The following is a 14,328-nucleotide window of genomic DNA, read 5'->3' on the forward strand; positions in this document are numbered from 1 at the left end:
GCGCTCACCAGCCGACCCTAGACTACGTCAGGCGACGCACCGCAGAAGGGAAGACCAAGCTTGAAATCATCCGGTGCCTCAAGCGCTTCATCGCCCGCGCGATCTTCGGATATCTCTGCCGCAACCCTAAGTGTCCGTCCGGGAACAAACGGCCTAATTTCAGGCTTCTTCGGACCCGACTTTTCGTACCGAAGGCGGTCCAACACTGCGCTGAAGCGGATGGGTGGAATGGTGGCCGCCACTACGCTGCTTCGGTAGTCGCTTGATTTGGCCCACATTGTTCCCGGACGGACACTAAGACCACACGCCCAGAGCAAACTGCAGCTTGACCACTATAGGAGCATCATAACCAGCCAAGGCGCCTTCGTCATCGGCCTGTTATGCCGCGGCGACCTCAGTTCCGAGGGCACGTGCCGAGCTCGCCATTTTGGCGTCGAAGGTGACCAGCATGGCGCCAACGCGCTGTGCTATTGCGATGTTGAGCGCGTCTGGTGTTCGAAGCGTCAGATCCAGGCGGCGTAGGGCAGCTTCGGCAAGCTTCACATCTGCAGCGGTGGTCTCGACCCTCTGCGTCGCCCGGGCCGCCCAAACATCCAAGGTCGAGAAGGCTGCTCGAGCATCTTCGACGGTGATTTCCCGGTTACGGACTCGCCGCGCCATTGCCGACGCGAATTCAGCCGCCGCGAAGTCGCTGAGCACCAGTACAGGGGTGCCAGTACGGAGGAATGTGTCGGCTCGGGCGGTCAGGGGATCATCTGTTAGCAGCGCCACCAGCACGCTGGCGTCGAGGTAGGCCCTCATCGCTCATCTTCGTCGCGCATTCCGCTTACCAGTTGTCCGGCATCATCCTGGATTGGCTGAGCCACAACACGACGCGCGGCGAGCCAGTCCAGGTCCTCGCCGGATACTGCTCTGGCAGGGGGCTGAACCGGCTTGAGCTCCACCACTGGGTGGCCATGTCGCGTGATGATCACACCTTCGCCGGCGATGGCGCGGTCGATGAGGTCCGAAAGTTGGTTTTTGGCTTCGGCGACACTGTGCTGGCTCATGTCCACAATATGGCTATCGGATAGCCATATTGTCCAGAGCTATTCGATCTCGACATGTTCGAAAGCCTCAGCCGTTCAGCGGCCATTCGGTAAAGGCCCTAATTGGGATGCGGGCGATGGCGGCCCATCCCCTTCGTACCACCAGAGCCGTGACAAGGGCCCCGAGGAGAGCTTTGCTCAAGCGCCAGGACTCGCCCCGAACAGCACGGCTGCGCTGGGCCGGAGACATAACCACAGCAGCGGGCGGTGCAGGTCCGGCTACTGGGGCGGTCGTGCGAGCGAGATTCGGCCAAGCGGGCCCGACGCTGTCGCCAAGCGGGGGATCGTGGAGTGGATGGGCGATGGTGCAGAAGGTTTCGCAGGGTGGCTCGCACCCCCTCCCCTTCGCGCTAAGGCCTGATAACCATGATTCTCGGTTCTTTGTATCTCGTGCCATAATCAGCGCCACGATGGGCTAGCGCACTGGAATCCCTGCATGTCAGACCTGACCACCCTGCCCGCCTCGGACCTGGCGCTGGCGGCCGACTACGCCCGGCAGGCCCTGTCCCGGGCAACGCTGCGGGCCTATGCGGCGGACTGGCAGGACTTCACCGGCTGGTGCCAGGCGCGCGGTGCCAGCGCCTTACCAGCCGACCCCACCACGGTCGCGGCCTATCTCGCCTCTATGGGTATCAGCCATAGCCGGGCAACCTTGCGCCGCCGGCTGGCGGCGATCGGCCGGGCGCACCGGATGAAAGGCATTGCCTGGATGCCGTCCCATCCGGTGATCCGCGACACGCTGGCGGGTATCTTCCGCAAGCATGGCATGCCGCAGCGCCGGGCGGCGGCGATCGGCACCATCGAGCTGAAGCGGCTGCTGGCCAGCTGTGACGGCAGCCTGACCGGCCAGCGCGACCGAGCCCTGCTGCTGCTGGGATTCGCCGGGGCGCTGCGGCGGTCCGAGCTGGTGGCCGTGCAGCGCGAGCACCTGACCTTCATCGGCGACGGCATGCGGCTGCTGATCCCGCGGGCCAAGACCGACCAGGGCGGCGAAGGCGCGGAGATCGGCATCCCGCGCGGCCTGAAGCCAGAGACCTGCCCGGTGCGCGCCATGGAGACCTGGCTGCGAGGCTCTGACTGCCAATACGGGCCGGTGTTCCGCAAGGTCGATCGGTGGGGCACGGTGGAGCGCACCGCACTGCACCCGGACGCCCTGCCGAAGATCCTCGCCCGCCATGTCGCCCAAGCGGGCCTCACCGCCTCCGGCCTCGAGCGGCTCTCCGCGCATGGCCTGCGCGCCGGGTTCATCACCGAGGCCTACAAGGCCGGCGCCCGCGACGAGGCCATCATGGAGCACTCGCGCCACCGGGACGTGAAAACCATGCGCGGCTACGTCCGCCGTGCCAAGCTGGTCAGCGAGAGCCCGGCGAAGCTCGTCGGGCTCTGAACGAGTCCGTCACAGCTCGCATTGGGTGCCGGCCCTGGGTCAGATATCCAGGATCCTTCTGCTTCCCTTGGGGTCACCGGCGGGTCCCCGGCGGATGACGACGTGGCGAGGCTGGCCGACGGTAATCAGGCCAGGTGGGCCGGCCCGCGCCGGAGCGATACCGGGGGTGGCGGCGACGGCGGGTGCGGCTGAACCCCCGTCAGGGATGATCAGCAAGAGCCCGGCGAAGCTCGTCGGCCTTTGAAGGAGACCGCTATGGCTCTCATCGGCATACTGGCCCTCTGCCTGATACCCACGATCCTTCTGCTCCCCCTCGTCCTCACAAGCGAGAACTCGGCGGACAACGAAGTGGTTACGCTGGCCGATGGCAGTCAGGTCAGGACGACCCGCCCGCGCCGGGGCGACACTGGATTTGTCGGTGGCGGCGGGGGTGATAGCGGCGGCGGTGGTTGTGATGGCGGAGGCGGCGGTGGTGGCGACGGGGGCGGCTAATGCCCCCTGCCCTACAGCCATTACAGCGCCGCTGTGGCGAAGCTTGTGTTGCCGTCAGACATCGCTCTGCTCTGGTCATCTTCGCAGGCAGCCTTGGAGTATCCGCACCTTTTGGTGGCTTTGACTGATTAAACGACCAGCCCGCAAGCAGGTAATAGACTTGCCGCACGCAAGATGTATCGGCCTCTCACAAAGCACAGTTCGGAGGGATGATAGGGCGGTGTTGTCAAGGCACTTGGCTGGCCCACATTAGTATTACGACACTGGTTTGCGGTAAGGGTGGTATCGCAGCTGATACCAGCCCGCCCGCCCGCTAAGCCTCGGCCGCCGGAACCGGCTTGGCTGGATCGCGCCCTTGCAGCATTCTCATCATCCGACGCCTTTCGGCCTCCGCCTCGGCCTGGATTTCGGCACGGATCACAGCCCCTCGGGAAACGCCGAGTCACTGTAGGCGTTTGGGTTCGTAACTACAGGGACAGGTGCCCTCCCGTCACTGTCGAATGCCCCGGCCTTCGCTTCCGCCTCTGCCTCGGCCTTCTTCCGCGCCCTCGCCTCCATTACAATATTCTGATGTCGCATATATTCCGCGTCCGCTTCGGCCTGCGCTTCGGCACGCATCACGGCAGTCTCGGGAAACGCCGCGTCAACGTAGGCGTGTGGGTTCGTAGCTACAGGAACCGGTTTGCTCAGTAGAAGACTCCGCAACCTTTGCCGTTCGGCAAGATCGTCAGCCTCAGGGGTTGAAGTGGCCGGGGCTGTCATCGGCGCGGCAGAGACGGGCAGGCGAGGCGCCGGGGCCGGAACCGCAGCGGGTGCCATCGCCACCACACCAGCACCACCCGTAAGCGCCGACAAAGCTGCCACGGCTGCGGCTCGGGCCTCTGGGGTATCAGCGTTGGCAATCACTTCCAGAACCGTCGCAAGCGCCGCCTGGCTCGCTGTGGTTATTCGGGCCGCATGGCTTTCGGCCTGGCGGGCTGTAGACTGTGCGACGTGTGCCCGAACAGCTGCCCAAGTCATGCGGCACCTCTCGGCGCTTGGGGCTTTACCTCCGCCGTCCACTACCCCCGCCGCTGCCAACTCGGCCGCCCGCTCAGGCCACTGGGCGCCTCGCCTAGCAATGTCCTCCGCTAACGCCGAATGATCGGCCAGCATGTGCAGGAATAAAGCCGAACGGTTTCCAGGCCCACCACGGCAAATGGTCCGCTTTGCTGGAACGGCCGACGCTGCAAACCCGATCACGTTAGACATCGGCACCTCACCGGCTCAAACATCGCTCACCAGCAATGACGGGCTCGATCGTTTTATTCCAGCATCGGGGAAGCCATTTGGTGGCTCATGTCAGGAATATTTTGGTCCCGTATGTCTACCGCTCGGGTTCCGCTCGGGTTCCGCATGGGAACTGTATGGGTTACGGATGGGTTCCGCACGGGTTCACGTCCCACCACCTCGGCGCCTTCCCTCCCAACGCCAGCGACGGGACCGGACAGCTTTCGGACAAGTTGCGCTCGGGTTCCGCATGAGAACCGTATGGGTTATGGATGGGTTCCGTATGGGTTTCGTACCCCCACGCCTCCAACCTCCCGCAGTAACCGCAACCCCGGTCAGACACCCGCCCAAAGAGCGCCGAGGGATTGTCGCAAGGGAAAGGAACGGGACAGGCAGCACCCCTTGGGCAGCTGTCCCGAGGCCCCCTCACTGGTGCCAAGGAAGCCGCCGGGTATCCCGTCGCAAGGCAGGCAAGGCAAGCGGCGAGGTAGCTGCGAGGTAGCTGCGAGGTGACTTGGGAAGCCCCTCTCACCACCCGCCGCCCCTGTCTCGGATCACCCCCAAGGCGACACCGTGACAGGAAAAGATTGCCGCCCGCCGCCTGTCCCGAGGTCCAGTCGCAGGCCACCCGTTCACCCTAGCCAGGGTTGCCGGATTGGCCGTCCTCTCCCCTCGCAGATGGGTTCGGATCGGAATAGCAAAATAATTTGGGTGCAATTCCGCAAACGCGGGAAAAACGGCATGGCCTTATTTTCCCTTGTTTGCTCCATGACACCCCTAGCCGGGGGGCAAGCGAGCGGGGACATTTGAGGCACAAACGGATTTCCGTTTGTGCGTGCCCCGCAATAGTTTCCTAATCGAGCGGGGACGGTCCCCGCCGCCGGTTAGGACCCAGGCCCATGGCGAAACGAGGGAGACCCGCAAAAACGACAGCGACGCGCGCTCCCTCTGGCGCGTCTCGGGCCTCCCTTCGCCCTGGCCGCCTGTCCACCAGCGACGGCCGCTCGCCGTTTCATTTCGAGCATAAAGCCCACGCCAAAGCCGCCGCCGGCCAGCGGGCCAGCGCGGACCGGCAATCCTATATCGAGCGTCCGGGGGCCGTTGAGCGCGCGGCCGTCCAACAGGGTTATATCGAGCGCGACGGCGCACCCGAAACCGTCAACGGCCAGCTATCAGAGGCGGGCAACATCGCCGAGACTTTCGAGGGTCGCCGATCATTCTGGAATGCCGTTGAACGCGACGAACGCGCAAACGGCCGGGTGCAACTCAGCATCATTGCGGCGCTGCCCTGCGAGCTCACCCCCGCCGCTCGGCTGGCGGTTCTGCAGTCATTCGTCGCCAGTGAGTTTGAGACGCGGGGCCTCCCCTATCACGGCGTCATTCACAGCCCCGGCCCAACCAACGACGCGCGCAACTACCACGCACACGTTCTGTATTATGACCGGCCGGGCACCCGTGACGGGCGGGGCGAGTGGTCATTCGGCACCCCTGGCACAGACGCCAATGGCTTTCCGTGGGGAACAGAAAAGCCCACCGCCAGGCTAAAGCGGTTGGAAAAGACAATCGCCTCTGCCCCCGAGACAGGCAAGCGCCGCGCGAAACTAGAACGCCAACTCGAGGAAGTGCGCGGGTTCAAGCCTGCCCCGAAAGCGGCCCGAACCCCGAAAGACCGCCCAACCTATCCATGGGGGTCGGAGGCCGCGCCAACCCGCGCCAAGCGCCTCGCCAAGCGCCTCGCCGGGGCACGCGACCCCAAATCTGCCGAGGCATACCGCCACCAGCTGGCCGAGGTCGAAGCCTGGCAGGTCAACCCGCCGCCCGCCGCCATGAGCGTCGGCAGTATCGAATGGGTCCGCCATCTGCGCGGGGCATGGAGTGATGCGACCAACCACCAGCTGGCAGCCGAGGGCATCGCCCGTCGCTATTCCCCGGAATCCTATACGGCGCTAGGGATTGCCGCCACGCCAGCGAAACCCCTCGGCACTCGGGCTGCGGCACTGGAAAAAAAAGGCGTAGCCACCCCTGCCAGTGACGCCAACACGCAAATTGCCATCGCTCGCCGACTGGCGGCAGGCGAGCCACTGGCGGCGATCACGCGGGACGCGGCACTCACAACGGCGGCCAATCGGAAACGCCACGCCTCTCGCCAACTCGCCGCAGCCACGGGCCTCGGCCGTGTGGAGGATGCCACCGCCTGGCAATCCGAGTTACGGCAGGCACAAATGGCCGAATACCGCGCCAAACCGGCTCAGCGCCCGATACCAGCACCGATCCTGCGTGGCCTCTCGAAAGCCCGTCCAATCGTTGCCCCGGCCGCCGTGGTGGTGGAACAGCCAACCGTGGCGCAACAGGCTCCCGAGGTGGTGGAACAGCCAACCGTGGCGGTTCGCACCCCTGCCCCCGTGGCAGCGACAACGGCCCCGGCGGCACCGCCCCGCAAGCCCCGCACACCTTGGCAGATGCCTTGGCAGATGCCGGAGGATAACGCCATCACAGTCGCCACCGGCAAGCCGTCACGCCTCAACCTCGCCACCGCTCGGGGCTGGTTGGCTCATGGCACGCCAAGCGGTGCGGGCGGCGTAGGTCGGCAAACGAATGCGGTTGCAGGCGACAAGGCCAGCGCCCGCGTTCGCGTGGCAGATCACACCAAAGCGGTTCGGTCCAAAACAGCCGCACAAAAGCCGATCCTGGCAGGGTTGAAAAACCTACGCACCGCAGCCGAGGCCGCAGCCAATACAGCTAATCAACTGTCCGAAGCTCTGCCCTCTTTCCATAGCAATATCTTGGAACAGCACAAGAAACTAAACAACATTCGCCCGACAAAGCTTGCATCGCTCGCCAACGACATATCAAGCGTAACTTACTTTGAGGTGCAGATAGAAGCCCAAGGCAAGTTGCCACTACTGGTGAAACACCGCCAGAACTTGGCAGCACTCAACAAAGCTGGCGAACCGCTGGAAAAGGCGGTTGCGGCTGGCGGATCGCTCACGCCTCGCCAGGTTACGGCGCTAGACGGGATGCGCTCGGCCCTCTCGCTGGCAATCGGCTGGATACCGAGCGCACCGGCCGAGCCAGCTGGCGAGCAAATCGCGAACGCGGCCACCAACCCGGCCCGATACCTGCCACCCGTCGAGGCAGCCCCGGTCCCTGCCAAGCTCCCCACCAAGGGGAAAACCAAGGGCAAGCGCAAAGCGAACGTTTTCAGCACCGCTCGGCCTCAGGCATCCCCCGCCAAATCGTCGGCTTTCGTACCACCGCAGCGCGGGCGGTAATCCTGCCCTACCGTTCCGGCTCTGTGACGGCTGGCTGATTCGCACCCTACCTGTTCCCGCCCCGTTCGCGATTTTCCCAGCAACAGAAAACCCGCCAGGGCGATATAACCTGCTGATCGGCACAGCACTGTCCGCGCCCAAGCTGTTTGCCGACGACACCACACTGCCAGTCCTCGACCCCGGCCGTGGCCGTACCAAGACCGGGCGGTTCTGGTGCTATGCGGTCGATGACCGGCCATGGTGCGGCCCAGGTCACCCGGTGGCGGCCTATGTCTACACCGGGGATCGCAAGGTATCCGGCCCGCCGCGCATCTGGCGGCATTCCGCGGCGTGCTGCAGGTCGATGGCTATCCCGGGTTCAAGCGGCTGGTCGGCGATCGCACCGACGCCTCGGTCGGCCTGGCTTTCTGCTGGGCCCACATGCGGCGGCACTTCTATGAGTTCCACGCCTCCACCCAATCACCGCTCGCAGCCGAGGTGCTGGCGCAGGTTCGGGCGCTCTACGCGATCGAGGGCCAGATCCGCGGCCATCCCGCCGAGCACCGGCGACAGGCGCGCCAGGAACGCAGTCGACCGGTTGTCGAGGCCCTGCATGCCTGGTTGCAGGTCCATCAGGATCGCGTCTCGGCCGCCTCGGACCTCGCCAAGGCCATCCGCTATGCCTTGCGGCATTGGCCGGGCCTGACGGTGTTCCTCGATGATGGCCGGGTCGAAATGGACTCGAACGTGGTCGAGCGCGCCATCAGGCCCGTGGCGCTCAGCCGAAAGAATGCGCTTCCCTATTGAGCCTCAGCCCGTCAAGCGTCGTGGTGCATCCAACCGCCGGGGTCTTGCTTCCCTTCGTGGTCGGCACATGGGCCGCCACATCATGCCATCAGTGGGGAACCGGCGAGCCCATCTGTTCGGCGCGGTCGCGCCGGAGCGCGCCGCTTGCATTCTTTCGGCTTCACCGTCTCCCGCGTCCCGGCGGGGACGCGCCTCGTCGCCCGGCGTGTGCCGCGGCCCCGAGGGTCTATTGCGTCAGGCGGCGCGCCCCGATGTGTGGGCTTCGCCTGCCCAACGAAAGGTTGTCCGCTCGACCCAGATCCTGTGCAGGACCGTTGAGAGCTTTTGCGCGAGAGCAACCCTCGCCCGCTTGACCCCGCGCCTCGCTGCGACGGCCATCGCCCAACGCTTGAGCGTCGAGAAGCGCACCGCGCGGGACAGGATGACCGTGGCAGCCTCGTACAGTGCCGCACGCACCATCGTGTCGCCCGCGCGACTGATGCCACCGGAGACGTCCGTCTCGCCCGACTGGTACCTTCGAGGGGTCAGCCCGAGGTATGGTCCCAGCGCGCGCGACGATCTGAACCTGGTCGGATCGTCGATTCCTGAACGGAAGGTCAGGGCGACTACGGCCCCAACGCCCGGCGCGGTCATGAGCCGCTGGCAGACCTCATCAGTGCGGGCGAGGGCCAGCACCTGTCCATGGAGCCGTGCGAGCTCGGTCCGTATCGCCTCACGCGCAGCGAGCAGCGGCTCGAGGATGGAGCGCAGGACAGCATGGCCCTCCACCAAGTCGCGCACGCGACGGGGAAGCCCGGCTCGACCGACCGGCCCGACCTTCAATCCGAAGCCTCGCAGCATGCCACGGATCCCGCCGTCCACGTCGACGAGCTTCGCCACGAGGAGCTTTCGGCCGACGAGCAGCGCCCGTACCTCCTGCGAGGGGGCTGCCTTGCGATGCACTGGTCGGTACCATCCCATACGCAGGAGTTGCGCGCCGCGCGCATCCCGCCGGTCCGTCTTGATCACCATCGCCGACAGGGCCGCGCGAACATGACGCGTCTCGAGCAACACGACTTCGAGGCCCGCCCCGGCTAATCCATCGTGCAGCCAGGCCGACAGCGGACCTGCCTCAAGGCCGATCCGCTCAACCTCCAGACCAAGGTTCTGCACGAACCGGACGAGTTCGGCCGGTTCAGTTGAGACTTTTGCCTCCTTGACGACCTGCCCCGTGGTATCGACCACGCAAACGCTGGACAGCTCAAGCGAAACGTCAACGCCGACGAAGTGCCCCATAGCCGTGATCTCCAATCCGGGGCCGGACCATCCGACCCCTCGGGCCACAAGGGTTGCGCAAGATCACTCGAGATCGCCACCGCTCTGGAACGGCCCAATACGGCATCTGTTCGCCGGAAGTGATGGCGGGGCGCGGCACTGGGCGATGGCCATGACGCTTATCCAGACCGCCAAACTGAACGGCGTCGACCCACAGGCCTGGCTCACGGACGTGCTGGAGCGCATCGTCTCCGGGCGGACCAAGGTCACTGAGTTGGACACGCTGCTGCCATGGAACTGGAAGCCCAACAACTCAGCCGCAGTGCCCGCTGTAGCGGCGTAGCCGCCGACGCTTAACCGGCTCCCACCGTCAATGCAACTCTGCCCATGCCGTCGCCGCGACGTTTACCTAAAATCTAGATATCTTCTTCAATAAGTTGGTGCGGCTTTACCTGAAGCGCCTGGGCCAGACGCCACAGGACGAGCAAGGTCGGATTGCGAACGCCTCGCTCGATGCCACTAACATACGTACGATCAAGCTCGGTCCGGTCAGCGAACTCCTCCTGGCTCATGCCGAGCGCGAGTCGGTACCTATGCACCAGTCGCCCTAACACTACTCGCGGATCTTCACCCGTTGCCATGCTGGGTGGATGAGGCGTCGGTCGACGTGGCTTCCGAGGGGCCTTGGCGCGTACGTCCTGCACCTTCCTTGCGGGCAAGTCGTGTTTTTCGTCTGCACCTCGGCCGCGTTTCGCACTGCTCATGCGCGCAGAAGGCCGAACAGAGGATCAGAATGCTACGTACTGGACTCCGTTAGACTTTAGACCTATAGACTATAATCCACAATTCAGTAGGAAATCCCTCATGCCGCTCGGAAAGGAACGCTGACGTGGAGGATGATGACAACTGCACTTCGAGCTTTTCTCCGGCTGCCGTGCTGCCGAGGCAGGGACCTCATGATCAACGTTGCTCGGAGTTCGCACATCCTCGTGCCCATGTTAGGCGACAAACGGTCCGTCACCGACCGCGATCATCCGGCAACCCGGGAGGCACTCTCGGGAGTGGCCGTCCGAGTCTCGATCCACCTTTATGCCGCGGCAGCGCAACACGGCCTCAGGCGAGGATCGAACCATGGAGGTGAGTATGCCTGAAGCTTGCGAGATCGAACGTACGGCTCTCACCATCGGACGTGAGGTGCAGGAGATGGCTGACGCGGCGCGTCGGCGCGGGGAGTTCGTCCGCCCTGGCGCGGTCACACCATCAGGCTGGCGTGTCCTTGCGCGGGCGTTGCTGTCCGACAACGTCGGCGAGCGCCAGGACCTATGGGCGGTACAGGCGCCGGATCCAGCTGGCCGCGTGTCCTGCTTCGCCACCGGTGCCTTCCTCCTACTGCCCCGGCCGTACTCCTGGCGCGAGGTCGAGCGCCTTCTCGAAGTGTGCCAGGCCCGGGTCGTGGAGACACAGGCGCTGATGGCAGCGGCCTGTGCGGTCGACCCTCCCAATGTGGAAGGCGCCCCCGCTGGCGGCGACGGACAGCGGGTTGTGGAAGCGGACTGGATGCGGCCGTCGCGCCGCGGCGAGGAACGACGCGGCACCGCCCGACTCCGCCTTTTCGACGCTCAGCCAGTCGCGGTAGAGGGCGCGGTGCTGCCCGGACCGGCAAGCGCGGAGGCCCAGCTGACCGGTGTCCGGGCACTGCGTGTTGGCACTCCGGCCCAGGCCTTCGACGCCCGGTCGTCCGCGGACGACCTTCTGGCGCGTTCGGTCTGGATCCGGCCGCTGAACGACAGCGAGGAGAGTAGGATATGGCGGCGTGGCCGGCTCCGGCTGGAGCCCGATCGTGCGGTGTTCATTGATGAGCCGGACGCGGAGGACGGCACTCCTGGCGAGCTGCCCGAGGCCCGTCGTACCAGCGCGGCAACCGCCTTGGAGGCGGATCTGCACGCCAATCCCACCGTCGGCGGCAAGCTTCGCTCGGGCGGCGTCTATGCCGCACTGCTCGCCGCTGCCTTGCACGGGACCTCCTGGCGCCGCAACCACGACGGCGCCCGGGCCGGCCGCGGACGCCCTGTCAGCGTCTTCCTCGCCAGGATAGTGGGCGAGGAGGACAAGCACCCCTCCGGCGGCGAACTTGATGGCGTGCTGGACGAGGTGGTGGTGGCCGACCTGCATGCCCTCGGCTGGGAGCCGGCACGATGACCCGGAAACCGATGCCTGCCGAGCCTCCCGCCGGCAATCCGGGCGATCCCAACGCCGACCCCACGGGACATCCGGCACCGGCTATGGCGTCCCAGGCCGGCGCCGGAGAACGATCTACCAGAGATGTCCTGATGTCGGAGGAACGGCACGGCAAGGCGGTGCTGTATCAGGACGACGGGTGGCCGGTGCGCGTGACGGGCGCCTACCTGCTCGGCGCCGAGTCCATTGGCGCGCATGTTGAGGCCCTCCGCGTGGACCTCGGCGAGCCCTTCTGCGGCCCGCCGCCGCGGCCTCTGAGCGAGCAGGTATGGATGCGGTCGCTGGGCACTGGCAGGTGGGCGCGCGGCCGGCTCCGGATCGACAAAGACTGTGTGGTCTTTGTGGACAAGCCCGGGGCCGATGGGCCGGAGCGCGGCGACGGCGGCAAGCGTGGCAGGTCGCGGCGCAACCTGGAGGTCGATCTGCTCGGATGCGAGACCATCCGGAACAAGTCAGCGCGCAGCGCCGTCTACGCCCGGCTGCTCTTTATCGCCCTGGCGGCCAGCCGTTGGCGCTACAATCCGACAGGATCCCACTGGGATATGCGTCGACGCGACGCAGCGGGCCTGGTCGCACGGGTGGTCGGGGCAGGCGACTACCGGGACTGGATCTATTGCGGCCCCGACGGCGTGCTAGACGAGGAAGTGTTGGACGACCTGGGTTCCCTCGGTTGGAGATGGGTAGACGTTTGACGAGATTTGTCAGCGACTATGCAAAATCTGGTGGCATCGAACGACGGCTGACCTCGGGCTACGCCGTTGCAAGAATGACAAGCATGTTGGTGGCACGGCGGAGATGCAGCAGGCGGCGACTGATGGGGATATTGGCTTTGCCCGCCGAGGAATCGTGAGCGGCTGTTGAACCAGGTATAGTTCATACATGGACGCAGGAGGCCGCCATGCCGAACGCTTCGACCGACCTGCGTCAGCCTGCTGCCCAAGGCCCCGAGCGCCTGGACCGGAGCCGGTTCCTGCCCAAGAACCGGAAGCGCCTGAGCGCGCCTGGGATACGGACCTTCCTGGCCATTGCTGACCTCTGCGGCCTCGATGTGGGCCAGCGGCTCTTGATTCTGGGATGCCCCGCCCAAGCGACCTTCCACAAATGGGCCAAGACCGCTCGAGAGCATGGCGAGCTGGTCCTAGATGTGGACACCCTGACTCGGATTTCGGCCATGCTCGGAATTCACCGGGCGCTCGGCATCTTGCACGGCAGCGAGCAGGAAGGGATTGCCTGGCTCAGGACACCCCACCGGGCGACCATCTTCGGCGGCAGGGCTCCGTTGGACTTGGTGACGAGCGGCACCCAGGATGGGCTCATGACCGTCCGGCGCTTCCTCGGTGCCGCACGGGGCGGGATCTATATGGCTCCGGTGGATGCGCTGGACCGGGATTTCCGGCCGTACCGGGACGAGGATCTCGTCATCTCCTGAGAGCCTGACTGTGAATTCATACGGAACGTGCCAGCCTGCGTATGAGTAGCAGGACGGAAGCAGCGTAGAGGAAGGCTGTGGCCGAGGCGATGGTGGCTTCGAAGCCCCTGGCTAGCGGGCGGTTGCTGCCCTTCCCTACCCTTCCAGCCTGATCGCTGCCTTCTGCCGCTCCAGCGGCTTCCTTGAGGCTGCCAGAGGCATGTCGTAGGATGGGGTGCAGACGTGACGCGCTGAGCTAACACGACACTGCCGCCCGACTCCGCCAGCGCTCCCTAACGCCCCACATCGCCCGCCGCCTTGGTGTTCTCCTTAACATCCCGGGCGTCGGCGACATTACCGTCGTCACCTTTGTCATCCGCACGCCCGAATTTGGCCGGCTCACTCGTGCTGAGGCTGCTGCCTTGGTCAGCGTAGCACCCTTCAATCTCGACAGCGGCGAGCAGGCAGGACAGCGGCACGTTGCCGGCGGCCCGGATGGGCTCTAGGCGGCGACTCTTTTTCCTCTCTAGGAGCCCGTCCCGGTAACCGGAGCTCGGACTGACACGGCCGAGAAGGCAGTGTCACTTGTGGTGTGGGCGCCGCCGCTGTGCGTCAGGCGGTGGCTGTACTGGCGAGCTTGGTGAGGTTGTGGGCGGTGCAGACCAGCGCCCATTCGTGCTTCACCTTCTGGATGCCGCGGAGCAGGAACTGCTGGAATACTCGTGCTGCTTTGATCTGTCCAAAGACGGGTTCGACGACCTGCTTACGTAATCGGTATCGGCTGCGGCGACCTGCACGTCTGAGCCGCTGGCGCATGGCCGAGACCAGCGGACCTCGACGTCGGTTCTCGCCGCCATCAGGGTGCTTGGCACGGCCGGTGGCGACGTAGCCGCGGATGCCGCGCTCGGCGAGGTCGGCCAGGTTGGCCTCGGAGCAGTAGCCAGTGTCGGCTGAGACCTCGGCAGGCGTGGTGCTGGTGTTGGCGGTGACGGCGTCGAGCAGGGGTGCCAGCGCATCCTGGTCGGAGGCGTTGTTGGTCAGGTGGTGCGCCACGATCACCTGTGCCTTGGCGTCTACCGCGGCCTGGGCGTTGTAGGCCTGCACGAAGCCGTCGCGGCCCTTCATGATCCGGCT

Annotated in this window: 11 protein-coding genes and 3 pseudogenes; 8 read left to right on the forward strand and 6 right to left on the reverse strand. The window is 65.4% G+C overall.

Translation table 11 applies throughout. The features are described from left to right. Positions 1–378 precede the first annotated feature (378 nt). Entirely contained in the window at positions 379–801 is a 423-nt protein-coding gene (locus tag BLR02_RS26675; protein ID WP_090665296.1) for a type II toxin-antitoxin system VapC family toxin, read from the reverse strand. Then, on the reverse strand, positions 798–1,049 hold the full coding sequence (locus BLR02_RS26680; RefSeq protein ID WP_090665297.1) for a type II toxin-antitoxin system Phd/YefM family antitoxin: 252 nt from the start codon (positions 1,047–1,049) through the stop codon (positions 798–800). Before BLR02_RS26680 ends, BLR02_RS26675 begins: the two co-directional genes overlap by 4 nt. 475 nt (positions 1,050–1,524) lie before the next feature. Here BLR02_RS26680 and BLR02_RS26685 point away from each other — a divergent pair, with 475 nt between their 5' ends. From BLR02_RS26685 to tnpC, 3 genes and pseudogenes are all read left to right on the forward strand, one after another. Continuing rightward, positions 1,525–2,475, forward strand: coding sequence for a tyrosine-type recombinase/integrase (locus BLR02_RS26685; RefSeq protein WP_090665298.1), 951 nt, complete (start codon positions 1,525–1,527; stop codon positions 2,473–2,475). A gap of 2,660 nt (positions 2,476–5,135) precedes the next feature. Further along, entirely contained in the window at positions 5,136–7,508 is a 2,373-nt protein-coding gene (locus tag BLR02_RS26695; protein ID WP_090665300.1) for a MobA/MobL family protein, read from the forward strand. 136 nt (positions 7,509–7,644) lie between these two features. Next, positions 7,645–8,285: pseudogene (tnpC, locus tag BLR02_RS30200) on the forward strand (IS66 family transposase); the annotation flags it as partial. Positions 8,286–8,528: 243 nt separating this feature from the next. On the opposite strand, the gene BLR02_RS26705 reads toward tnpC, so the two are convergent. Continuing rightward, positions 8,529–9,569 carry an IS110 family RNA-guided transposase gene (locus BLR02_RS26705; RefSeq protein ID WP_090665302.1) on the reverse strand — a complete coding sequence of 347 codons (1,041 nt, stop codon included), beginning with the start codon at positions 9,567–9,569 and terminating at the stop codon, positions 8,529–8,531. Positions 9,570–9,675: 106 nt separating this feature from the next. Between BLR02_RS26705 and BLR02_RS26710 the strand changes: the two are divergent. After that, a pseudogene (locus tag BLR02_RS26710) lies at positions 9,676–9,891 on the forward strand (transposase domain-containing protein); the annotation flags it as partial. Positions 9,892–9,964: 73 nt separating this feature from the next. Here the strand turns inward: BLR02_RS26710 and BLR02_RS31025 are convergent. Next, complete coding sequence (locus BLR02_RS31025; protein WP_342670595.1) at positions 9,965–10,312, reverse strand: helix-turn-helix domain-containing protein; 348 nt, start codon at positions 10,310–10,312, stop codon at positions 9,965–9,967. Between the two features lie 367 nt (positions 10,313–10,679). Between BLR02_RS31025 and BLR02_RS26720 the strand changes: the two genes are divergently transcribed. From BLR02_RS26720 to BLR02_RS26730, 3 genes are all read left to right on the forward strand, one after another. Beyond that, positions 10,680–11,747: a hypothetical protein gene (locus BLR02_RS26720; protein WP_090665305.1), complete on the forward strand. Its 1,068-nt coding sequence runs from the start codon at positions 10,680–10,682 to the stop codon at positions 11,745–11,747. Further along, positions 11,744–12,478 (forward strand): hypothetical protein, encoded by a 735-nt coding sequence (locus BLR02_RS26725; protein WP_143018336.1) that lies wholly within the window; start codon positions 11,744–11,746, stop codon positions 12,476–12,478. Before BLR02_RS26720 ends, BLR02_RS26725 begins: the two co-directional genes overlap by 4 nt. 206 nt (positions 12,479–12,684) lie before the next feature. Further along, positions 12,685–13,215, forward strand: a complete 531-nt coding sequence (locus tag BLR02_RS26730) for an MbcA/ParS/Xre antitoxin family protein (protein ID WP_090665307.1) — start codon at positions 12,685–12,687, stop codon at positions 13,213–13,215. Between the two features lie 16 nt (positions 13,216–13,231). Here BLR02_RS26730 and BLR02_RS29035 read toward each other — a convergent pair. Next, a pseudogene (locus BLR02_RS29035) lies at positions 13,232–13,345 on the reverse strand (IS5/IS1182 family transposase); the annotation flags it as partial. 184 nt (positions 13,346–13,529) lie between these two features. Here BLR02_RS29035 and BLR02_RS31180 point away from each other — a divergent pair. After that, entirely contained in the window at positions 13,530–13,700 is a 171-nt protein-coding gene (locus tag BLR02_RS31180; RefSeq protein WP_408735548.1) for a transposase, read from the forward strand. 106 nt (positions 13,701–13,806) lie between these two features. Here the strand turns inward: BLR02_RS31180 and BLR02_RS26740 are convergent. Beyond that, positions 13,807–14,328: transposase (locus BLR02_RS26740; RefSeq protein ID WP_218128089.1), on the reverse strand; the 522-nt coding region annotated here is incomplete at its 5' end.

Source organism: Belnapia rosea, assembly GCF_900101615.1.
Lineage (GTDB): Bacteria > Pseudomonadota > Alphaproteobacteria > Acetobacterales > Acetobacteraceae > Belnapia > Belnapia rosea.